Below are 19481 nucleotides of genomic sequence, written 5' to 3'. Positions count from 1 at the left end.
TCCGCGCTCAACCCACGGGGACGTGCCGGCCGAGGAAGGCCAGCACCGCGCGGGTGAGGGCGACGCGGTGGTCGGACAGGGCGTGGTCGGTCGGGAAGAGGTGGTGTTCGAGGCGCTCGACCGGCTGCGCCCGGTAGGCGGCCAGCACGGGCTCGTAGTGCGCCGGCGCCGGGGTGACGTCGTCGCGTCCGGTGCCGATCAGCAGGACGGGCCGATCGGCCAGATGCCGGGCCAGCCCCGCCAGGCTCCAGCGCTCCCCCGCCGCCTCCATCTCGGCGACCAGCGCCTCGCCGCTGGTCCCGCGCAGGGGCAGCAACTCGCCGTCGAACGCCTCGACGTACGCGGCCCGCGCCCCGGCACTCGTGCGGCAGGCCGCGGCGGCGACCCCGAAGTCGAAGGCCGCGATCGAGGCCACGGCGGCGATCGACGGGTCCGCCGCCGCGGTCATCAGCGCCGCGAACCCGCCGAGGCTGTGCCCGGCCAGCGCCACCCGCCCCGGGTCCAGCCGGTGCGCCGCCGCCGTCCCGGGCTCGCGCACGGCGGCGACCGCGGCGGCGGTGTCCTCCAGGACGTTCGCCCACGAGTACGAGCCCCCGACCCCCCACGAGCCCCGGTAGTGGAAGACCAGCGCCGCGTACCCGGCCCGCCGCAGCGCCTGCGCCAGGTCGAAGTTGCGCTCGTTGCCCGGGAAGCCGTGCGCCAGCACGACGACGGGATGCGGCCCCGGCCCCGCCGGGACGTGCAGCACGCCGAGCAACGGCACACCCCCGATGGCCAGGGAAGGAGTGCTGGCCGGGGGCACGAGGCCGCCCGGCGGGTCGGTGACGAGAGGGTCCACGCTCACGACTGCTCCAGCTGAGATCGAACCGATCGGTACGACCTCACCATCCCACAAATCGGCCATTGACGAAAAATCCTTACATGGTACTCATAGATCGAGTCGGAAAGCTTCAACCCCTCGCTGAGATCGTCCAGAGCTCACCCAAGGAGGACGCGCATGGCGCGTAGCAAGTCCACCGGCCCGCCCGCCGACTTACTCGGCCCCGTCCAAGGAGAGGTCTCCTGGTTCTGCTGCGGCACCGCCTGGGGACCGTGCAGCAGCACCGGCAAGGGAGCCTGCGGCACCTGCAACTCCGGGAACCTCCAGCACGCCTGGCCCAACACCTCGGACGCCTGCTGGGCGATCACCCGCCCCGACAGCTGCGGCGTCGGCCTGTCGCGCCGGACCTGCGGTTTCCGCCACCGCGTCACGGCACTGTGCAGCGGCACCAGCGTCGTCACCGCCATCGCCGACTGCGGCCCGCAGACCGACCTGTTCTGCGGCGAGCGCAGCTGCTGCGGCGCGACCTGCGCGAGCAACCGGCTGATCGACCTCACCCCGGCCGCCTACAGCCAGATCGCCAGCCTCTCGTCCGGCCTGCGGCCGGTGGAGATCTCGACGGCCTAGAAGGGGGCGACCGATGCGCAGCAGAAGGGACATGCTCAGGTCCGCCGTGCTCGGCGGGGGCGCCGGCGTCGTCGCCGCGACCGCGCTGGGCTCGCTCGGCCCCGAGGCGGCCTTCGCCACCACGACCGCCCAGAAGGTCGAGCCGGGCGCGCCCGACCCGGACTTCGCCGAGGGCCGGATCCGCTCGATCAAGGACAACACGCTGCTCGTCCTGGGCTCGAACATGGTCTTCCACACCATCAGGGTCGTGGACGGCACGAGCCTGTGGAAGCTCGGCCCGGTGCCGTTCGACCAGGCCAGACCCGGTGACGGCCTGTACGCCAGGGGCGTGCGCATGCCGGACGGGATGCTGGCCGCCGAGTCGGTGTGGCTCAACATCGTCAACATCAAGGGCCACATCAAGAACATCACCACCCAGACCATCCACCTCGACCACAACGGTCACGAGGTGCTGTGCCACGTCGTGGCCGGCAGGTCGGTCGCCATCCACTCCGAGTCGCCGCCCACCGCGGACCTGTCGATGCTGAAAGTGAGCCAGCACGTGCAGATCCTCGGTGCCTGGCGCCCGGACACCAACGAAGTGGACATCGCCACCGTCTTCTCCCCTCACTAGGAAGGAAGCAGATGCACGGGATCGCCGCGTCGCAGCCGTACGTGATCGCCCTCTTCCTCCTCTGGGCCGGCCTGACGAAGCTGCTCAACCGCCGGATGCGGGCGCAGGCCGGGCAGACCGCCCTGGCCCGGCTGACCGGCCCGGCGCGCGCGGTCCCCGCATTGCGGCTCGTCGGTCTGGCGGAGCTGGCTGTGGCGGCCGCGCTGCCGCTGCCCCCGCTCCACCCCCTGAACGCGACGGCCGCCGCGGCGCTGTCGGCCGGGTTCCTCGTCTACCTCACCTACGCGCACGTCGCCGCGCCCACCTCGTCGTGCGGCTGCCTGGGCGCCCACTCCCGGCCCGTGGACGCGCGCGCCTTCGCCCGCGCCGGGCTGCTGCTGGCCGCCGCCCTGATCGCCATGACCGGATCGGGGCAACCGCCGCTCCCCGCCGTCGTGCTGGTGGAGGTCCTGGTCCTGCTGACCCTCTCGGCCGAGCTGGACCGCCACTGGCTCACCCCGCTGCGGCGCCTCCTGGTCCGCCTGCGCCGCCCCCTCGCCGGCCCGGCTCCCGCGGCCGTCCCGCTGGAGTCCTCCCTGCACCTGCTGCGCCGCAGCCCCGCGTACTGCTCGGCGTCCGCCCAGCTCACCTCGGACGTGCGCGAGACGTGGGACGAGGACGGCGTGCGGTTCGTGGTGTACGGGGCCCGCGAGCGCACCGCGGTCTTCGCCGTCCCCCTGTCCGGCGACGACCCGGGAGCCGTACGGGTCGCCCTGGTGGACGCCTAACCGGGCAGCGCGGCCCGCACGGCGGCGAGACAGCGCTCGACGGCCGCCCGGGGGCCGAAGGCGTACGTGCCGTCGCCGAACAGCTCGAACGTCAGCTGCCCCCGATACCCCCGGCGGTCCAGGGCCGCCAGGTAGCCGGCCAGCGGCAGCTCCCCGTCGCCCCAGGCCAGATGGCCGGCCGGGCGCCCGTCGATCAGGTGGACGTGCCGGACGCGGTCACCGAGGGCGTCGAAGTAGTCGTCCACCGACTCCCCCGCGACGGCCATGGCCACGGTGTCGAGAACGGCGCCCAGGTTCGGCGCCCCGATCTCGCCGATCATCCTGGCCAGCGCCCGCGAGTCGTTGACCAGGTTCGACTCCACCCGCTGGAGCGCCTCCAGCACGCACGTCACGCCGAGCGTCCGCGCGTACTCGGCGATCTCGCCGATCGCGTCGGCCGAGCGCCGCCACCCGGCCTCGACCGGCTCGTCCTCGAAGCCGCGTCCCGGCGTGAGCAGCAGCAGCTCCGCCCCGAGTTCGGCGCTCAGCTCCGCGGCCCGGCGGAACACCGCCACGCTCCGCGCGCGCAGCCAGGTGACCGGGGAGGCCAGGTTGACCGGGTACATCACCTGCTCGGGGGTGAGGCAGTGGACGGCGAGCCCGCGCGACTCGACGCGGCGCCGGATCGCGCGCGCCTCGGCGTCGCTGAGCCGCGGGACGTGCAGCTGGGGCGCGATGCCCCACAGCTCGACCCGCTCGCGGCCGAGCTCGGCCGCGTCGTCCAGGAAGCGGTCGAACGGCAGGTGCTGGTAGGCGAAGTTCGAGCCGGTGACCTGCCGGAGGGAGAGTGCCATCTTCGGAGCTCCTTACTTGCCCATGCCGTCGGCCAGGCCCTTGACGATGTAGCGCTGGCCGAGAAAGAACAGCAGCACCACCGGGAGCGCCGCGATCACCATCCCGGCGAAGACGACGGGATATTCGGTGCCGTGCTTGCTCATCAGGCTCGTCAGGCCCACCGGGAGGGTCTGCACGCCGGTGCCGCTGGTGAAGACCATCGCGAAGAGGTACTCGTTCCAGGTGAAGAGGATCTGCAGCAGCACCGTCGAGGTGAGGATCGGCTTGCACATCGGCAGGATGATCCGCCAGAACGCCGTCCACCTGCCCGCGCCGTCCATCTCCGCGGCCTCGTCCACCTCACGCGGCAGATCGATCATGTACGCGCGGATGAGGAAGGTCGTGAACGGGATGCGGAAGGCGGTGTACAGGATGAGCAGCGCCCAGAACGTGTTGTACAGCCCCATGGCCTGGAACATCTTCACCAACGGCACGAGCGCCACGGTCGGGGCCAGCATGAGCCCGCCGAGGATCGCCGCCGTGAGGGTCCTGTTGAGCGGGATGTTCACCCGGGTCAGGCCGTAGGCGGCCCACGCGCTGACGAACACGGTGGCGACCGTCGAGGTCAGCGTGACCAGCACGCTGGTGGTGAGATAGTCGCTGACGCCGCGGTTCCACGCCTTCTGGTAGTTCTCGAAGCTCCAGTACAGGGGCAGCGCGAACGGGTCGCCGAACAGCTCGGCGTTGGTCTTGAACCCGTTGAGCGTCATCCACAGCAGGGGATAGAGCACGACCACCGCGAGGGCCAGCAGGAACGCCCACATGAAGACCCGGGCGATCACCCCGAGGAAGCTCAGGCGCGTCACCATTCCACCCTTCTCCTGCGGGTGACCCAGAGCTGCGCCACCGCGATGCCGAGCGTGATCACGAACAGGACGGTGGCGATGGCGGCGGCGTAGCCGAAGTTGTTGCGGACGAACCCGCTGCGGTACAACCAGGTGCCCAGCACCTGCGTCGAGTTGTTCGGCCCGCCCGCGGTCATCACCATGACCTCGTTGAACACCTGGAACGCGCCCGAGATCGTGACGATGGCCATGAGCCCGGTCATCTCCCGCACGAGCGGCACCGTCACGCCGAAGAAGCGGCGCACCGGGCCGACGCCGTCGATGGCGGCGGCCCCGTAGATCTCCGTGGGGATGCGCTGGATGGCGACCGCGAACAGCAGCGTGGAGTAGCCGAAGCCCTGCCACTGGCTCATCGCGATGATCGCCGACATGGCCGTGCTCTCCTGCCCCAGCCACGCCTGGGCCAGGTCGCCGAGGCCGGCCGCCTTGAGCGCGTGGTTGAGCGGGCCCAGGTTGGGCTCGTAGACGAAGTAGAACAGCAGGCCCGCCACGGTCAGCGAGATCGCCGACGGGATGAAGTAGACCGCCCGCAACACGCGCTGCCACCGCTCGCCGCGCACCCCCTCGATGATCGCGGCCAGCAGCAGCGCGCCGAACACCTGGAACACGATGGAGACCACCGCGTACAGCACGTTGTTGCCGAACGACGACCAGAAGACCGGGTCCTCGACGAGCTTCGTGTAGTTGGCCAGGCCGACGTACTCCTGGCTGCCGCTGTAGATGTCCCACTTGAGCGTGCTGAACTGAAGGTTCTGGACGAGCGGCAGGTAGACGAACGCTCCGACCAGCACGAGGGCGGGCAGGACCCACGCCAGGCCGAGGGTCCTTCGCAGGGTGGCGCGCACGGAGGGCCTCCCTACCTGGCCTCGGCCGAGGCCTGACGCACGCTTTCGAGCACCTTCTCGGCCGTCATGCCGCCGCTGATGATCGCCTCGCCGCCGGCCAGCCACGCGTCGGCCACCTCGGGCACGGTGACGGTGTCGAGCCAGATGGCCAGCTTGGGCGCCTTGTTGACGAGTTGCACGCCCTCGTAGACGGCCTTGCTGGAGGTCTCGGGCGTGACCGCGCCGACGACCGTGCTGGGCTGCCCGTACGGCGGGGAGGACAGGGTCTTGGCGTTGTCCAGGCTCGTGGCGAACTTCATGAAGTCCACGGCCAGCGCGACCCGGGGCGACCTGGCGTTGATCAGGTAGCCCTCGGGCGAGCCCTCCAGCACCGCCGGGTCACCCGCGGCGCCCTGCGGGACCGGGAGCTGGAAGATGCCGAAGTCGTCCGGCTTCACCCGGGCCGACGTGGCGTTGTCGAACTCCAGGATCTCCTGGTAGTACATGGCGGCCTTGCCGTTGGCGAACGCCTCCTGGGCGGAGCTGTAGAGCACGCCGTTCGTGCCGTCGCGGGTGTCGGTGCACTGGTCGACCAGGGTCCTGAACTGGCCGAGCGCCTTGACGTAGCCCGGGTCGTCGAGCTTGGCCGTGGCCGGGTCGAAGTCGGCCTGGAGGGTGGCCTCGGGCACGTTGTAGGCGAAGAGCTGCTGCAGGTAGTGCAGGGCGGGCCAGCCGTCCTTGTTGCCGAAGGCGATGGGCTCGTACCCGGCCTTGCGCAGGGGGCCGCAGGCGGCGATCAGCTCCTCGAACGTGCCGGGCACCTTGACCCCGGCCTTGTCGAAGGCGCTCTTGCTGTAGCCCATGAACTTGCCGTTGCCGTAGAGCGGGATCCCGTAGTTCTTGCCGTCGCGGGCGAAGGCGGCCAGCGAGCCCGGGCTGAAGGTCCGGCCCCATTCGGTGTCCGGGCCGATCACCTTGGTGAGGTCGGCCGCGCGGCCCCCGCGGATGTAGTTGTCCGCCCAGTTGCCGGTCCAGGTGAAGTAGACGTCGGGCAGCGCGTCGGAGGCGGTGAGCGTCTTGAGCTTGTCCTTGATGCTCTGGTCGGTCTCCTGGATGAGCTCGATCTTCACCTGCGGGTGCTGCTTCCGGTACGCGGCCGCGAGGTTCTCGAAATAGGGGCCCGTGGGCTCGCCGGCGAACTTGGTGAGGATGCTCAGCGTGCCGGAGAACTCCGGTTTGGCCGCGGCGTCGGCCGCCGGGGCCGGTGCGGCGGCTCCGCCTCCGGAGCAGGCGGCCAGCGTGAGGGTCCCGAGGAGTGCCGCGAACGTCGACAGTGCGCGAGGGCGCATGGGCTTCCTTTCTCTTCCAGGAGCCTTGGTGTTGGCCGACCATACAGCTCGTCTGATACCGGTACCAGACCCGTAAGCCAAGATCTTTCTTTCGTTAACCCCGCGTGACCTCGCAGAGCTCGAACAAATCCCTGCTCAGCTTAGGTGTGGAGGCGGGCGAGGTTGACGGCGCGCGGCGCGCTGTGCCAACGTGACTGCCGCGTGATACCGGTATCAGACCGCATGGACGGCGCCGGTCGCGGCATTTCCCCGGAAAGGATGCGATGATGCTCGGATTCGACGAGCCGGAATTTGTCTCCCAGGTGGCGAGCGCGGTGGCCCTGCGCCCTGAGATCGAGGAGCTGGTCGACCGGCTCGTGGACCGCGGGTTCGATCAGCTGCTCCTGGTCGGCGCGGGCGGCACATATGCCCAGATGTGGCCGTACGAGCACCTCGCCCGGCGGCTGTCCACGCTCGACGTGCGCGCCGCGATCGCGGCCGAGCTGATCGTCTCCGGTGACGCCCGGCTCGGCGAGCGCACGGTGGCGGTCTTCACCTCCGTCTCCGGCACCACCGACGACAGCGTCCGCGCCATCGAGTACTGCAGGTCCAAGGGCGCCTACACGATCGCCTTCACCGGCCACGCCGACTCGCCCATCGCCGAGAAGGTGGATGCGGCGCTCGTCTCCAAGCCCAAGACCTGGCCGTTCGACATGCAGCTGCTGCTGTTCACGGGCCGGCTGCTCGCCCGCAGGGGCGAGTTCGACGGTTACGGGAAGCTGGCCGACGAGCTGGCCGGGCTGCCCGGGATCCTGGTCGAGGTGGCCAGGCAGGCCGAGCCGGTGGCCGCCGCGTTCGCCGAGGCCCACAAGGACGCCGGCTACCACTTTCTCATCGGCGGCGGGAACCTGTGGGGCTTCACCTACCTCTACTCCATGTGCATCCTCGAGGAGATGCAGTGGCTGCGCACCACCAGGGTGCACAGCGCGGAGTTCTTCCACGGCTCACTGGAGCTGCTGGAGGAGGACACGAGCGTGATCGTCTTCCAGGGCGAGGACGAGACGCGGCCGCTCACCGACCGCGCCGAGGCGTTCGCCCGCCGCGTCTCCAAGGACGTCACCGTCTTCGACACGCGTGACTACCCGCTCACCGGGATCAGCCCCGAGTTCCGCGGCCTGCTCGCGCCGCTCGTGCTCGACACCGTGATGAGCCGGGTCAGCAAGCATCTGGAGCGGGTCCGCGAGCACTCCCTCGACCTGCGCCGCTACTACCGGGTCATGGACTACTGAGCGATGAGAGTGCTCGGCTTCGGCGACAACATCGTCGACCGGTTCGGCGACCGGGGCATCGACTACCCGGGCGGCAACAGCGTCAACGTCGCCGTCTACGCCCGCCGCCTCGGCGCCGAGGCCGCCTACCTGGGCGTCTTCGGCAACGACGACCTGGGGCGCTTCCTGCGCGAGTCGATCGCCGCCGAAGGGGTGGCCGTGGAGCGCAGCGTCGTACGGGCGGGTGAGAGCGGCGTCTCGCACCTGCGCGTCGACGACGGCGACCGCGTCTTCCTCGGCTGGAACGGCGGCGGCGTCACCGTGCGCGAGCCTCTCGTGCTCGACGACGACCTGCTCTCCTACGTGAGCGGCTTCGACCTCGTGCATTCGAGCGTCTACTCCCGCAGCGAGCCCGAGCTGCCCAAGCTGGCCGCGCTCGGCACGCTGGTCAGCTTCGACCTGTCCAGCGAGGAGGACTACCGCGACGCCGGCTACCTCGACCGCGTCTGCCCGCACGCCGACCTGGTGCTGCTGTCCTGCTCCCACCTCGACGAGGAGGCCACCGCCGGCCTGCTCGCCGAGGCGGTACGGCGGGGCGCCCGGCTCGCGCTCGGCACCCGGGGCGTGCACGGCGCGCTCGCCCACGACGGCCGGGTCACCCTGTCGGCCCCGGCCCGCCTGGCCGAGGACATCGTGGACACGATGGGCTGCGGCGACGCCTTCCTCACCGGGTTCGCCGTCTCGCTGCTGCGCGACGGCTGGGCCGCCGGCTCCCCCGCGGGGCCCGCCATGATCGAGCGGGCCCTGCGGCAGGGCGCCGAGGCGGCCCGGGATCAGTGCTTCGTCGAGGGCGCCTTCGGCCATGGCCGGCGGGCTCCCGTGACTAGCATGTGATGGGCCGAACAGGAACGAGGGACGGGATCCATGCCAGCTGACCGTGGCCAGGCGGGGCCGACCATCTCCGAGGTGGCGGCGGAGGCCGGCGTGGGCCGCGCCACGGCGGCCCGGACGCTGGGCGGCTACGGATACGTCAGCCCCGAGCTGCGCGCGCGGGTGCTCGCGGCCGCCGAGAAGCTCGGTTACCGGGCCAACGCCCTGGCGCGGAGCATGTCCACGGGCGTGAGCCACACCCTGGGCGTGATCGTCGCCGACATCGGCAACCCGTTCTTCGCCGGGCTGCTGCGGGGGATCTCCGACACCTCGCGGGCGCGGGGGTTCGACGTGATCGTGCTGAGCACGTACGAGAACCTCCAGGAGGAGGTGGCGGCCACCGACGTGCTCATCGACAAGCGCGTGGACGGCATGATCGTCTCCTCGGCGGCCCTCGACCGCAACCAGGTCGCCCACCTCAGGGCCGCCACGGACCGGGGCATCCCGATCGTGCTGGTCGACCGCGCGGTCGCCGCGCTCGACCTCGACGCGGTGGTCATCGAGAACCGGGAGGCGGCGCGCGAGGCGGTCGAGGTGCTCATCGCGGCCGGGCACCGCCGCATCGGGTTCGTCTGGGGGCCACCGGTCGCGAAGGTCCCCTCGACCAGGCGGGAGCTGCTGGCCGCCGCCGCCCACAACCTGTGGACGGACGGGGAGCGGCTGCGCGGATACCTCGACGCGCTCGACGACGCGCACATCCCGTTCGATCCGGAGCTGGTGATGGTGGGGCCCAAGACCGAGGAGCGGGTGGTGGGCGAGGTCGGCCGCATGCTCGCGCTGCCCGACCGGGTCACCGCCGTGTTCTGCACCGAGACCGACGGCATGACGGGCACGCTGCGCGCCCTGCGGAAGGCGGGGCTGTCCTATCCGGACGACGTGGCGCTGATCGGGTTCGACGACAGCGCGTGGGCCGCCGTCATGGAGCCACCGCTGACGATGATCGCCCAGCCGGTGCACGAGCTGGGCGCGAAGGCCGCGCAGGTGCTCCTCGACATCCTCGGCGGGGCCGCGCCCGCCCGCGAGATGCACACCCTGCGCTCACGCCTCATCCAGCGCGCCTCGGTGGCTGCTCCTCGGGAGGTCTGACCTGCCGGCGTGCTCGTTCTCCCGGCGGCCTCAGGTGGCGCGGGCCGCGGCCCTGCTGCTGGCGATCAGCTCGTGGTGCCGGACGACCTCGGCGATGATGAAGGTCAGGAACCGCTCGGCGAAGACCGGATCGAGCTTGGAGTCCTCGGCGAGCGCGCGAAGGCGGCGGATCTGGGCCGCCTCCCGCTCGGGGTCCGCCGGGGGGAGCTGATATTCGGCCTTGAGCCGGCCGACCTCCTGGGTGCACTTGAACCGCTCGGCCAGCAGGTGGACGAGGGCGGCGTCCAGGTTGTCGATGCTCGCTCGGAGCCGCTGCAGCTCCTTGCGGACGAATATCTCCTCATCAGGCCGATCTTCAGAGGCTTTCACCACAAAAATGTCCCCCTTGGGCGGTATATGGCCTTTGAAGGGGAAATGTTACCCGCCAGCCATCAGGTCGGCGAAGGCACGAGCCGCCGCGCCCGAGGCGAACAGCCGCTCCAGCCGCGCCCTGGCGAGCTCACGGCGGAACGGCCCGGCCAGCGTGGCGTCGCCGGACTCGTGCAGCATCTCGGTCATCCAGCGGGAGAACTCCTGGTGGTTCCAGACCCGCTTGAGACACGTGGCCGAGTACGCCGCCAGCCGCCCGTCGTCACCCTCGCGCAGCGCCGCGCGCAACGCGTGGGCCAGCACGTTCGCGTCGGCGATGGCCAGGTTCATGCCCTTGCCGCCCATCGGGGTGATGATGTGCGCGGCGTCGCCGACCAGGAAGAGCCGGCCGTGGCTCATCGGGTCGACGACGAAGCTGCGCATCTCCACGACCGCCTTCTCCGTGATCGGCCCCTCGGGCAGGCCCGCGTCACCGAGCCGGAGCCGCAACTGCGCCCAGATCCGCTCGTCGCCCCAGTCGTCGAGGGCGTCGTCGGGCGCGCATTCGAGATAGAAGCGGCAGGCCCCGGGCCCCCTGGGGAACTGGGCCGCGAAGCCCGCCGAATGCACCGCGAGGAGCGGGTGGCGCGGCGGCGGGACATCGGCGAGCACCGTGAACCAGCCGATGCCGTGGTCATAGGTGTACGTGGTCAGCGCCCCCGCGGGCACGGCGGTGCGGCTGACACCGTGGTAGCCGTCACAGCCGGCGACGTAGGAGCAGGCGATCTCGCGTACGACGCCGTCCGGGCCCCGGTAGCTGACGACCGGGGAGGCGCCGTCGAGATCGTGCGGGCGCACCTCGCCCGCGTCGAACCGCAGGTCTCCCCCGCCCTCCAGGAAGGCCGCGACGAGCCGGCCGACGAGGACCTGCTGCGGCACGATCCGGCCCGCCCTGCCGTCGGCCAGGCCGGGGACGTCGAGGTAGCGCGGCTCGCCGTCCACGCGGATCTCCAGCATGCCGTCGCGCGGCGTGCCCGCCAGCACGCTGTCGGCCAGGCCCCAGTCCTCGAAGACGCGCGCGCCCGCGTGTTCCAGCACGCCCGCCCGCTGCCGCCGCTCCACGTAGGACCGGCTCTGCCGCTCCAGCACCACGCAGGCGACACCGGCCCGCTGGAGCAGGTTGGCCAGGGTCAGGCCGGCCGGGCCGGCTCCGATGACGACGACCTCGGTGCTCTCGCGCATGCCGGTCTCCTGGGGGGTGAGAGATCCCTACGGCTCGGCATCCGACACCAAGATCGACGCATCCGCAAGCCTGCCAGGTCACGAGGGGTCCGCGCCCTCCTCCCGCACCGCCGGCACGCCGCGGGCGAACTGCTGGAAGCGCTTTCCTACTTTTCACCCCGCCGCAGCGCACAGGAGTCGTTTCCGTATAAGGCGCCCGGGTAGCCCGCTCAGGAGGGCCCGCTCTTCCCGGGGTTCCGTGCCCCGGACCGGGGGGCGGGAGCCAGCCCGCCCCGTAGGCGGCGCTGTAGATCCTCGGTCAACACATCCACGCCACAGGGCGGACTCAGTCGTGTGGAGGAATCGTGCAACACGACGAATTCATCGGAAAAGTACAGGCACGCGCTCACCTCCGCGGCCGTGAGCAGGCCGAGCGGGCGAGCAGGGCGACACTGGAGACGCTCGGCGAGCGCATTCCCGAAGGGCTCGCCGAACATCTCGCCGCCCAGTTGCCGCACGAGATCGCCGAGAACCTCCGGCGTACCGAGGTCTTCGGCGGCCTCGGCACCGGGGAGCACTTCGGACGGGAGGAGTTCGTGCAGCGGGTCGCCGGCCGCGCCGGCGTCGACAAGCCGCAGGCCACCTACATCGCGCGGGTGGTGCTGGAGGTCACCGCGGAGGCGACGCAGGGCCATGTCATGGACAAGGTCTGCGACAGCCTCCCGCAGGACCTGCGCCCGCTCGTGACGGCCGGCAGCCGGGGCCACCTCTGACGGATCAGGCGCCCAGGTCCCGGACGATGTTGTCCAGCCGGTGGGCCAGGCCGTCGAGGGCCTGGTCCGTCGGGGCGTCGTCCGGGAGCTGGGCCAGCACCTCGTCCCGCCGCGCGATGACCAGCCCCTTGTGGGCGTCGTCCACCTCAGTGGCCGGCATGACCACGCACTCACCCCGCACGAACACCAGCGTGGCGTCCGGCTGCTGCGAGTCCAGCAGTTGGCGGACGCATTCTCTGTCGATCAGCGACATGGACATCTCAAGCTCCTCCGTCGGCTCCCGCCTGGCGTTTACCCAGCTGGGAGCTGTGAAACCTCAACAGAACGTGGGCGGGCCGCCGTTCGAGCGGGACCGCCGCACGCTGAAGGCGACCAGGTAGACGGCCGCGGCCAGCGCCACCACGGCGGGCGGGACGGCCAGCGCGGGCCGGGCGGCGAGCAGCGCCAGCACGGTCAGCACCACCCCGGCGAGCAGCACGAGGCCGGCGGCGAGCAGGCGCAGGCTCAGCTTGTTCGCGGGCGGCGGGGATTGCGGCCACTGCCCGTGACCGGCTCCGGGCACGCCCGGCACGCCGGTGTCGCTCACCGGCCCGTCCTTCGGGGGCGGCGGCTCCCGCAGCACCGGAGCGAAGAACTCGTCGCCGGGATCGTCCCGCCGGTTCGTGCCGGGGTCGTCGGGCCGGTTCATGAGGCGCCCCTTGCCGCCCATTCGTCCCGCCAGCCGGGACGCAGGTGGTAGCCGGCCGCCAGGCACCGCAGCGTCGAGCAGGGCGACCCGGACGCGCACTCGGGGCAGTCCCGGCCGTGCTCGGCCAGCAGCGCCAGCTCGGCCGTGCAGCGCGCGACGACGTCGGCCGGGTCGTGCAGCGCGATGTGGATCGCCTCCACCGGCTGCAGGAGGTCGTCGTCGTGGAAGCCGATCGCGGCCACGCCCCGCCGCTCGTCGAACTCCAGCCGGTTGCCCTTGTGGGCCGGCACGTACCGCCAGGCGCGCGCCCCCGCCGACTCGGCGGTCGCCTTGTCCGCCTCGATCTGCGTACGCAGCCACTCCGGCATCGGCCCCGCCTCCCCGCCGCCCTCCAGCTCCCGCACGAACGGGGTGACCACGGCGTTCAGCTCCGCGATGAGCGCTTCGAGCGCGGCCTGGGCGTCGTCGAGGTTGGGCAGCCCGGAGGCCCGCGCCTTGGTGGGGGTGGGCAGGCGGTCGGCGGGCAGGGGCAGGCGCAGCTCCATCGTGGTCAGCGCGGTCGGCCGCTCGTACGGCGGCGCCGCGTACGTCCCGTCGTCCCCGTCCTGCCGCTGCCAGCTCACCCATCCGCCGGACAGCCGCACCGGCGCCGGCACGGCCAGCTCGATCACCGCCAGCAGGCCCCGCGCCTCCTCCGGCCGGTGGCAGGTGGCGTCCAGCACGCGGGCATGGCGGCGTACGTAGGGAGAGTCCGCCACCGGCCGGGTGGCCACCTCCCAGCCCCCAGCGCGAAGTGCAGCGGATCCAGCGTGACGCCCTCCGCGGCCGGCTCGTCCTCCGTGGCCGCGAAGGCGTGCCGCCACTTGCGCAGCTGCTCGCCGTAGTGCTCCTGCGTGCCCGCGTGTGCGGCGTCGATCCAGAACGCCTGCGTTCCGGTGCCGGCCATGGCTCCCCCGAACTCATCCGATGTCCTCCGTCCGTGCCCCTCCTCTGCCCCGGGCCGGTGCGAATATTGCCCGCCCGGATCAGGTGGGGCGCCGGATCCGCGGGCCCGTGGCCGATGCCGCCGAGCAAGCCGGGCTGCGGCGTCGCGACCTCACTTGACCTGGGGGAACGCCATACCACGCCACCACGTTTTGTGCTCGGAATATTACTGAACGTAACCGTAGGGTGTGCTCAGTGGCCCCCGGTGGGCCCCGCAGCTATCGAGAGGATCGAGCATGGCGCAGGAACCGAGAATCGACGTCGAGACCAGGGCCGACGGGATCGAGCGCAGTCTGAGCTCCGAGCAGGTCGAGCGGATCGCCGACTCGCTCGGGCAGCAGGGGGTCTGGTTCGCCACCCCGCCGGAGCGCCGGGGCGAGGCCCGCCAGGCGGAGCAGACCTGGGACCTGGTGGGCGACCAGCCGCACCACGGCCGCATCGCCACCGGACGGGCGGCCGTGCACCTGGCCGACGGGCACGACGCGCTGACCAGGCCGCTGATCCTGGCCGACGGCTTCAACTACGGGCCGAGCGACCTGGACGAGCTGTGGCGGCACTTCAACCAGCCGTACCAGAAGGGCGCGCCCGGCTTCCTCGACCAGCTCAGGACGATGGGCATCGACGTCGTGCTGCTCGGGTTCGACCAGCGGCACATCTCCATCCAGGCCAACGCCGCCGTGGCGGTCACCTGCGTGCTGCGCGCGATCGAGGAGCGGCGGGGCGACAACCCGCTGGTCGTCGGCGGGGTCAGCATGGGCGGGATGATCACCAGGTACGCCCTGGCCCGCATGGAGAACGAGCGCATCGACCACCAGACCGACAAGTACTTCTCCTACGACACCCCGCACCTCGGCGCCTGGATCCCGCTGGTGCTCCAGCAGCTCGCCTACCTGCACGAGGCGCTGGAGCCGCGCTCCGACGGCCCCGGGCAGGCGGAGCTGATCCGCAGCCCGGCCGCGCAGCAGCTCCTGTGGGGCTGGGTCGAGAGCGCGGACTACTCGGGTCCGGTGACGAGCTCCAGCGCGCTGCGCCAGGAGTTCCTGGAGGACCTGCGCAGGGTGGGCTGGTTCCCGATGCGCCCGTACAAGCTGGGCCTGGCCAACGGCACCGGCAACGGCATCGGTCCCGACCTGGCTCCGGGGACGCCGGTCTTCGACCTGCAGCACGAAGCGCTGCAGCTCACGGCCCGGATCCAGCCGGACATGGGCGAGCTGCAGAACGTCGGCGTCGTGCGCTTCGGCGCGCCGGTGTGGACGAGCGCCACCTCGCACGTGGCCGCGTTCGACGGGGCGCCCGGCGGCACGCTGGAGTCCTGGGGCCGGCTCGCCGACGCGGTGGGGCTGCCGATCCAGGACCGGTTCAGGTGGAGCTGCTTCGTCCCGGCGGTCAGCGCGATCGCCCTGGCCAGGGACCCGTTCCAGTGGCAGTCGGACCTGTACCGCGACCTCAGCGACCTGCCGAAGGACGAGACGTTCCTGGACGCGTTCTGCTGCGACGTGGCCAACACCGAGCACAGCTCCGTGTCCAGGCCGCTGATCGAGTGGTTCCTGGAGCAGCTCGCCGGCTGGTGACCTGCCCCTGAGCACACGAGTGCCGGCCCGCGGACCGCGAGCCGGCACTTTCCATGTCCGCTAGCGGATGCCCCGGTGCACGCACAGGAGCTGGTCGCGGGTGGCGTTCTTGTCGCGGTAGGCGATGGCCGCCGGGCCCTCGGCGCTGTAGTGCTCGGGCAGCCGCTCGTCGGCGGTCCAGCCGGAGCCGTTGAAGCTGGTCCACCACAGGCTCTGGTCCGAGCCGCCGCGGTGCAGGCAGTAGAGCCGGTCCTTGTAGACGGTCAGGGCCGGGCCCTCCGTGGCGTGGTGGGCGGGCAGCTTCTGGTCGGGGCTCCACTTCGAGCCGTCCCAGCGCGTCCACCACAGCGCCGAGTCGTCGCCGGCGCCGCGGTGCACGCAGTAGAGGTGGCCCCGGTAGACCGCCAGCGCCGGGTTCGAGCGGCTGGCGTGGCCGGGCAGCTTCTGGTCCGGGCTCCACTTCGAGCCGTCCCAGCGCGTCCACCACAGCGCCGAGTCGTCGCCGGCGCCGCGGTGCACGCAGTAGAGCTGCCCGTCGTACGCGGCCAGCGCGGGAGCCGCCTCGCTGAAGTGCTGCGGCAGCTTCTCGTCGGCGCTCCAGCTCGACCCGTCCCAGCGGGCCCACCACAGCGCCGCGTCGCCGCCGGCGCCACGGTGCACGCAGTAGAGCTGCCCGTCGTACGCCGCCAGCGCCGGCCCCGCGTCGCTGAAGTGCTGCGGGAAGCGCTGGTCCTCGCTCCAGCCCTCCTCGGCGTCGTAGACCGCCCACCACAGGGCGGCGTCGCCGGCGTTGCCCCGATGGGCCAGGTAGAGCCGGTCCTGGAACTCGGCCAGCGCCGGGCTCGACGCGCTGAAGTGGTCGACGAACCGCTGGTCCCGGCTCCAGCCCTCCCCCGGCTCGTGCACCGCCCAGTACAGCGCGGCGTCCCCGGCGGGCCGGCCGTCCTGCCGGGCCGGTACGAGCATGCCGGGCGCGGTCCACGGCGAGACCAGCTTGACCCCGTACGGCCGGGCGACCGAGGCGATCCAGCCGGCCTTGGCCCGCACGGCGCGCTCGACGATCGGCGCGAGCCAGGGACCGAGCACGGTGCCCGCGGTCTCGCCGATGAGCTGCGGGATCTCGGCGGCCAGCAGCGCGGCCGACTCGTTGAGGTGGATCTCGTAGCCCCACCACCTGGCCACCGGCCAGACGTCGGCGCCCATGGTGCGCAGCTCACGCTGGAAACGGCGGACCCGCTCCTGGTCCTTGGAGGTGAGCTCGGCGATCTGGTGCTCGCTCTCCCGCCTGGCTTCGACCGCCTCGCGCGCCGGGGCATCTTCCAGCAGCTCGGTCTCGACCGCCGCGTCGACGGCGGCCGAGGCCACCGGGTCGTCCTGAGCGTGCAGCAGCGCGGCCTCCCCGCCGAGCGCCACCTCTTCCTCCGTGTCGATACTGATCTTGTCGGCCCGGGTCTCGTCAGTCATTCCAGCCCCCTGGAGTAATAGATGCGCGAACTTCGCCATCGTAACTTTGGGTAGTGATTCGATTACTCTAGGGCTGGATTGTTCCGGGTAAAGCCCGGCGAACGGCGTGCAACCGCCCGCCGAGCCTCAGGGCCGCCGGCCCCCGAGACACCTCTCCAGGGTGTGCCCGGCCGCCTGCGCGTCGGTGAGCTGCGGCCGGTCCGGCGTGACGGCCGCCCCGGGCCCGGTGTTGCGGTCTCCGGCGAAGCGGCCCGCGCCCTCCCACGGGTCGTCCTTGACGTGCGCGCCCAATTCCGGCAGAGCGGCAGCATCCGCACCGGCCCCACCCCCCACGGCCGGGCCCCCGGACTGCCCCTCCCCTTTTGAAGACCCTCACCACCACTGTCCGCCCGCCCATCCCCAGAAGCCGGGGTGCAGGCGATCTTCGACGAGTACGCTCTTCCTCATATCGCCATATAGCCCGATATAGCCGATGACTCCCCCTTGTCCCTGGGAAGGCGCCACCGATGACCGAACGTCCGCTCGACACCGACATCCCGAGCCCCGCCCGCATCTACGACCTGTGGCTGGGCGGCAAGGACAACTACGAGATCGACCGCGTCGTGAGCGAGCAGATCCTCGCGGCCGTGCCCGAGCTGCCGGTGCTGGCACGTACCAACAGGGAGTTCCTCGGCCGGGCGGTGCGCTACATGGCCGGCGAGGCGGGCATCCGCCAGTTCCTGGACATCGGCACCGGCATCCCGACCGCGAACAACACCCACCAGGTGGCCCAGTCGGTGGCGCCGGACAGCCACGTCGTGTACGTCGACAACGACCCGATGGTCCTGGCCCACGCCCGCGCCCTGCTGCGCAGCGCCCCGGACGGGACGACCGCGTTCATCGACGCCGACCTGCGCGAACCCGACAAGATCCTGGCCGCCGTCCGCGACCTGCTCGACTTCGACCGCCCCATCGGCCTGACCCTCCTCGGCGTCGTCGACTTCCTCCCCGACACCGGCGAGGCCGCCTCGATCATCCGCACCCTCCTGGCCCCCATGGCGCCGGGCAGCCACCTGGCCATCTCCCACGGCCTCGTCGGCACGCAACTCGACGAGGGCGTACGGCACTGGAACGAGAGCGGCGGCAGCCCGATGACCCTGCGCACCCTCGAAGAGGTCACCGGCTTCTTCGACGGCCTCGACCTCCTGGAGCCAGGCGTGGTCGCCCTCCCCCGCTGGCGCCCCGTCCCCGAAACCCTGTACGCCGACCGCGAGGCCGTCTATTACGCAGGCGTGGGCCGCAAGAGCTGACTGACAGGGGACCAGAATCGCCCGACCGACAGCGCCTGCGTCCTGACAGGATCCTGCTGCGCCACGCCGCCCTCTGCGACGAGTTCGCTATTCGGTGTCCTTGGGGTGTCGAGGCGACGCGTAGATCACCCAGACGGTACGCGTCGTGTCGTCGATGGCATAACGCACACGCCCGCCGCTCGTGACCTCGAACTCCCACTGTTCCAAGTCCTTGCCGTTGTGACGGTGAGTCGCGAGGTCACCCCGTAGACGATGTTGCCGATCGTGGCTGGAGCCCGAACGTGGATCAACCCGCAGCGTCTCGAAGCACCGACGTGTATTGGCCAGGGCATGACGGCACAGCTCCTCCCAGCCCCGGACCGCGTCGCTGGTGCCGAACCGCACATCCACTGGTCATCCGGAGGCGGCACCGTAACCCGGTCTCCGCGCTTCGGGCTCATGCCGAGACCTGCACCGGCCCGAAGTCACCGTTCGTGGGCCGGCGGGCCTCGGCGTGGTGCGCAGGGTCTGCCTTGATTCTGGCAGTGGCTCGCCAGCCCGCTATGACCTCCTGGGTAGTCGCATCGACGTCCAGTTCGGCCGCGTCGGAGAGCGCTTCGACCAGTTCCAGGGTGAACGCACGCAGCTCGTCCGAAGTCAGGTGGCGAACCCATGGGAAGACCTCCGGCATGGCCATGACCAGCGCACGCGCGGTGGGGTCGTGCTTGATCAAGGCGAGGAGCAACCGGGACGCGGTATTCAGCGTCCGTTCGCGCTCCTCTTCACGGTCAGCCGCGGTCAGGTAGAAGTCGGGGGCGTCTCGATGCGTGACACGCACCCGTCCCAGGCGAGCCGCCCGCTCGGCGACCGCGCGTGGGTTTCTCGACAAGTCGGAGAAGGTCACTGCGTCGGCATGGCTGTTGCTCACCCACCGAGCCTATGTCAGAACACGTTCTGATGTGCACGCCTATGATCTCGCGCCAGCCTCACCGTACGCGTGCATGCTCAAGATCCTCCGTAGATCAGTGCGCCGGATGGGACCGCAGGCGCGGACGGCGGCCCGTGGCTGTGGACCACGTCAGCTCGCCGTACTTCCGACGCCGAGACCTGCTCCGCTGCTCAGAGGCGGTCAAGCCGCGCTCATCGACTCACAGTCGATTCATAAGAAGCCATCATCAAACAC

At 71.3% G+C, this 19481-nt stretch carries 24 protein-coding genes; 9 read left to right on the top strand and 15 right to left on the bottom strand.

Annotated features, from left to right (window positions below):
* Positions 1-7: 7 nt before the first annotated feature.
* A complete protein-coding gene (locus tag ACBJ59_RS15615; protein WP_375110889.1) occupies positions 8-844 on the bottom strand; it encodes an alpha/beta hydrolase family protein in 837 nt (278 codons plus the stop codon).
* Positions 845-997: 153 nt separating this feature from the next.
* On the opposite strand from ACBJ59_RS15615, the gene ACBJ59_RS15610 reads away from it, so the two are divergent.
* From ACBJ59_RS15610 to ACBJ59_RS15600, 3 genes are read left to right on the top strand one after another with little or no spacing between them, the layout of a single operon-like run.
* Positions 998-1447: a hypothetical protein gene (locus tag ACBJ59_RS15610; protein WP_375110888.1), complete on the top strand. Its 450-nt coding sequence runs from the start codon at positions 998-1000 to the stop codon at positions 1445-1447.
* 13 nt (positions 1448-1460) lie between these two features.
* Positions 1461-2060, top strand: a complete 600-nt coding sequence (locus tag ACBJ59_RS15605) for a cell wall protein (protein WP_375110886.1) — start codon at positions 1461-1463, stop codon at positions 2058-2060.
* 11 nt (positions 2061-2071) lie between these two features.
* Positions 2072-2827: a MauE/DoxX family redox-associated membrane protein gene (locus ACBJ59_RS15600; protein ID WP_375110885.1), complete on the top strand. Its 756-nt coding sequence runs from the start codon at positions 2072-2074 to the stop codon at positions 2825-2827.
* Here the strand turns inward: ACBJ59_RS15600 and ACBJ59_RS15595 are convergent.
* The 4 genes from ACBJ59_RS15595 to ACBJ59_RS15580 are packed head-to-tail and all read right to left on the bottom strand — an operon-like array spanning position 2824 to position 6718.
* Positions 2824-3660, bottom strand: a complete 837-nt coding sequence (locus ACBJ59_RS15595; RefSeq protein ID WP_375110884.1) for a sugar phosphate isomerase/epimerase family protein — start codon at positions 3658-3660, stop codon at positions 2824-2826. The two genes, ACBJ59_RS15600 and ACBJ59_RS15595, sit on opposite strands and share 4 nt — an antisense overlap.
* 12 nt (positions 3661-3672) lie before the next feature.
* Entirely contained in the window at positions 3673-4509 is an 837-nt protein-coding gene (locus tag ACBJ59_RS15590; RefSeq protein WP_375110883.1) for a carbohydrate ABC transporter permease, read from the bottom strand.
* On the bottom strand, positions 4503-5390 hold the full coding sequence (locus tag ACBJ59_RS15585) for a carbohydrate ABC transporter permease (RefSeq protein WP_375110882.1): 888 nt from the start codon (positions 5388-5390) through the stop codon (positions 4503-4505). The genes ACBJ59_RS15590 and ACBJ59_RS15585 overlap by 7 nt, the downstream gene beginning before the upstream one ends.
* 11 nt (positions 5391-5401) lie before the next feature.
* Positions 5402-6718, bottom strand: a complete 1317-nt coding sequence (locus ACBJ59_RS15580; protein ID WP_375110881.1) for an ABC transporter substrate-binding protein — start codon at positions 6716-6718, stop codon at positions 5402-5404.
* A 263-nt stretch (positions 6719-6981) separates the two neighbouring features.
* On the opposite strand from ACBJ59_RS15580, the gene ACBJ59_RS15575 reads away from it, so the two are divergent.
* Genes ACBJ59_RS15575 through ACBJ59_RS15565 form a run of 3 tightly spaced genes read left to right on the top strand, consistent with a single transcriptional unit; the run spans position 6982 to position 9981 of the window.
* On the top strand, positions 6982-7986 hold the full coding sequence (locus tag ACBJ59_RS15575) for an SIS domain-containing protein (protein WP_375110880.1): 1005 nt from the start codon (positions 6982-6984) through the stop codon (positions 7984-7986).
* Positions 7987-7989: 3 nt separating this feature from the next.
* Entirely contained in the window at positions 7990-8859 is an 870-nt protein-coding gene (locus ACBJ59_RS15570) for a PfkB family carbohydrate kinase (protein WP_375110879.1), read from the top strand.
* 30 nt (positions 8860-8889) lie between these two features.
* On the top strand, positions 8890-9981 hold the full coding sequence (locus tag ACBJ59_RS15565; protein ID WP_375110877.1) for a LacI family DNA-binding transcriptional regulator: 1092 nt from the start codon (positions 8890-8892) through the stop codon (positions 9979-9981).
* 30 nt (positions 9982-10011) lie between these two features.
* Here the strand turns inward: ACBJ59_RS15565 and ACBJ59_RS15560 are convergent, their stop codons facing one another.
* The gene (locus ACBJ59_RS15560; protein WP_364122992.1) at positions 10012-10350 is read right to left on the bottom strand and encodes a chorismate mutase; all 339 of its coding nucleotides are present in this window, start codon (positions 10348-10350) and stop codon (positions 10012-10014) included.
* A gap of 48 nt (positions 10351-10398) precedes the next feature.
* Entirely contained in the window at positions 10399-11571 is a 1173-nt protein-coding gene (locus ACBJ59_RS15555) for a 4-hydroxybenzoate 3-monooxygenase (RefSeq protein WP_375110876.1), read from the bottom strand.
* 344 nt (positions 11572-11915) lie between these two features.
* On the opposite strand from ACBJ59_RS15555, the gene ACBJ59_RS15550 reads away from it, so the two are divergent.
* Positions 11916-12323 (top strand): DUF2267 domain-containing protein, encoded by a 408-nt coding sequence (locus tag ACBJ59_RS15550; RefSeq protein ID WP_364122996.1) that lies wholly within the window; start codon positions 11916-11918, stop codon positions 12321-12323.
* Positions 12324-12327: 4 nt separating this feature from the next.
* Here the strand turns inward: ACBJ59_RS15550 and ACBJ59_RS15545 are convergent, their stop codons facing one another.
* Genes ACBJ59_RS15545 through ACBJ59_RS15530 form a run of 4 tightly spaced genes read right to left on the bottom strand, consistent with a single transcriptional unit; the run spans position 12328 to position 13957 of the window.
* A complete protein-coding gene (locus ACBJ59_RS15545; RefSeq protein ID WP_375110874.1) occupies positions 12328-12582 on the bottom strand; it encodes a hypothetical protein in 255 nt (84 codons plus the stop codon).
* Positions 12583-12639: 57 nt separating this feature from the next.
* Positions 12640-13011: a hypothetical protein gene (locus ACBJ59_RS15540; protein ID WP_375110872.1), complete on the bottom strand. Its 372-nt coding sequence runs from the start codon at positions 13009-13011 to the stop codon at positions 12640-12642.
* Positions 13008-13733, bottom strand: a complete 726-nt coding sequence (locus tag ACBJ59_RS15535) for a DUF6221 family protein (RefSeq protein ID WP_375110871.1) — start codon at positions 13731-13733, stop codon at positions 13008-13010. The genes ACBJ59_RS15540 and ACBJ59_RS15535 overlap by 4 nt, the downstream gene beginning before the upstream one ends.
* Positions 13679-13957, bottom strand: coding sequence for a hypothetical protein (locus tag ACBJ59_RS15530; protein ID WP_375110869.1), 279 nt, complete (start codon positions 13955-13957; stop codon positions 13679-13681). Before ACBJ59_RS15530 ends, ACBJ59_RS15535 begins: the two co-directional genes overlap by 55 nt.
* 274 nt (positions 13958-14231) lie before the next feature.
* On the opposite strand from ACBJ59_RS15530, the gene ACBJ59_RS15525 reads away from it, so the two are divergent.
* Positions 14232-15566: a hypothetical protein gene (locus ACBJ59_RS15525; RefSeq protein ID WP_375110868.1), complete on the top strand. Its 1335-nt coding sequence runs from the start codon at positions 14232-14234 to the stop codon at positions 15564-15566.
* A gap of 60 nt (positions 15567-15626) precedes the next feature.
* Here ACBJ59_RS15525 and ACBJ59_RS15520 read toward each other — a convergent pair whose 3' ends face one another.
* Both ACBJ59_RS15520 and ACBJ59_RS15515 read right to left on the bottom strand, forming a co-directional pair.
* Positions 15627-17030, bottom strand: coding sequence for a hypothetical protein (locus ACBJ59_RS15520; protein ID WP_375110867.1), 1404 nt, complete (start codon positions 17028-17030; stop codon positions 15627-15629).
* A 126-nt stretch (positions 17031-17156) separates the two neighbouring features.
* Positions 17157-17321: a hypothetical protein gene (locus ACBJ59_RS15515; protein ID WP_375110866.1), complete on the bottom strand. Its 165-nt coding sequence runs from the start codon at positions 17319-17321 to the stop codon at positions 17157-17159.
* A gap of 215 nt (positions 17322-17536) precedes the next feature.
* Between ACBJ59_RS15515 and ACBJ59_RS15510 the strand changes: the two genes are divergently transcribed.
* The gene (locus ACBJ59_RS15510) at positions 17537-18319 is read left to right on the top strand and encodes an SAM-dependent methyltransferase (protein ID WP_375110865.1); all 783 of its coding nucleotides are present in this window, start codon (positions 17537-17539) and stop codon (positions 18317-18319) included.
* Between the two features lie 87 nt (positions 18320-18406).
* Here ACBJ59_RS15510 and ACBJ59_RS15505 read toward each other — a convergent pair whose 3' ends face one another.
* Both ACBJ59_RS15505 and ACBJ59_RS15500 read right to left on the bottom strand, forming a co-directional pair.
* A complete protein-coding gene (locus ACBJ59_RS15505) occupies positions 18407-18709 on the bottom strand; it encodes a hypothetical protein (protein WP_375110864.1) in 303 nt (100 codons plus the stop codon).
* 46 nt (positions 18710-18755) lie between these two features.
* Positions 18756-19226 carry a hypothetical protein gene (locus ACBJ59_RS15500; RefSeq protein WP_375110863.1) on the bottom strand — a complete coding sequence of 157 codons (471 nt, stop codon included), beginning with the start codon at positions 19224-19226 and terminating at the stop codon, positions 18756-18758.
* Positions 19227-19481: the final 255 nt, after the last annotated feature.

It is taken from the genome of Nonomuraea sp. MTCD27 (assembly GCF_041950495.1).
Classification (GTDB): Bacteria; Actinomycetota; Actinomycetes; order Streptosporangiales; family Streptosporangiaceae; genus Nonomuraea.
This window is presented reverse-complemented; position numbering and strand designations above follow the sequence as displayed.

Coding starts and splice junctions, on each gene's coding strand:
- ACBJ59_RS15610 (WP_375110888.1), top strand. CDS start 998: ATGGCGCGTAGCAAGTCCACCGGCCCGCCCGCCGACTTACTCGGCCCC.
- ACBJ59_RS15605 (WP_375110886.1), top strand. CDS start 1,461: ATGCGCAGCAGAAGGGACATGCTCAGGTCCGCCGTGCTCGGCGGGGGC.
- ACBJ59_RS15600 (WP_375110885.1), top strand. CDS start 2,072: ATGCACGGGATCGCCGCGTCGCAGCCGTACGTGATCGCCCTCTTCCTC.
- ACBJ59_RS15595 (WP_375110884.1), bottom strand. CDS start 3,660: ATGGCACTCTCCCTCCGGCAGGTCACCGGCTCGAACTTCGCCTACCAG.
- ACBJ59_RS15590 (WP_375110883.1), bottom strand. CDS start 4,509: ATGGTGACGCGCCTGAGCTTCCTCGGGGTGATCGCCCGGGTCTTCATG.
- ACBJ59_RS15580 (WP_375110881.1), bottom strand. CDS start 6,718: ATGCGCCCTCGCGCACTGTCGACGTTCGCGGCACTCCTCGGGACCCTC.
- ACBJ59_RS15575 (WP_375110880.1), top strand. CDS start 6,982: ATGATGCTCGGATTCGACGAGCCGGAATTTGTCTCCCAGGTGGCGAGC.
- ACBJ59_RS15570 (WP_375110879.1), top strand. CDS start 7,990: ATGAGAGTGCTCGGCTTCGGCGACAACATCGTCGACCGGTTCGGCGAC.
- ACBJ59_RS15565 (WP_375110877.1), top strand. CDS start 8,890: ATGCCAGCTGACCGTGGCCAGGCGGGGCCGACCATCTCCGAGGTGGCG.
- ACBJ59_RS15555 (WP_375110876.1), bottom strand. CDS start 11,571: ATGCGCGAGAGCACCGAGGTCGTCGTCATCGGAGCCGGCCCGGCCGGC.
- ACBJ59_RS15545 (WP_375110874.1), bottom strand. CDS start 12,582: ATGTCCATGTCGCTGATCGACAGAGAATGCGTCCGCCAACTGCTGGAC.
- ACBJ59_RS15540 (WP_375110872.1), bottom strand. CDS start 13,011: ATGAACCGGCCCGACGACCCCGGCACGAACCGGCGGGACGATCCCGGC.
- ACBJ59_RS15530 (WP_375110869.1), bottom strand. CDS start 13,957: ATGGCCGGCACCGGAACGCAGGCGTTCTGGATCGACGCCGCACACGCG.
- ACBJ59_RS15525 (WP_375110868.1), top strand. CDS start 14,232: ATGGCGCAGGAACCGAGAATCGACGTCGAGACCAGGGCCGACGGGATC.
- ACBJ59_RS15520 (WP_375110867.1), bottom strand. CDS start 17,030: ATGACTGACGAGACCCGGGCCGACAAGATCAGTATCGACACGGAGGAA.
- ACBJ59_RS15510 (WP_375110865.1), top strand. CDS start 17,537: ATGACCGAACGTCCGCTCGACACCGACATCCCGAGCCCCGCCCGCATC.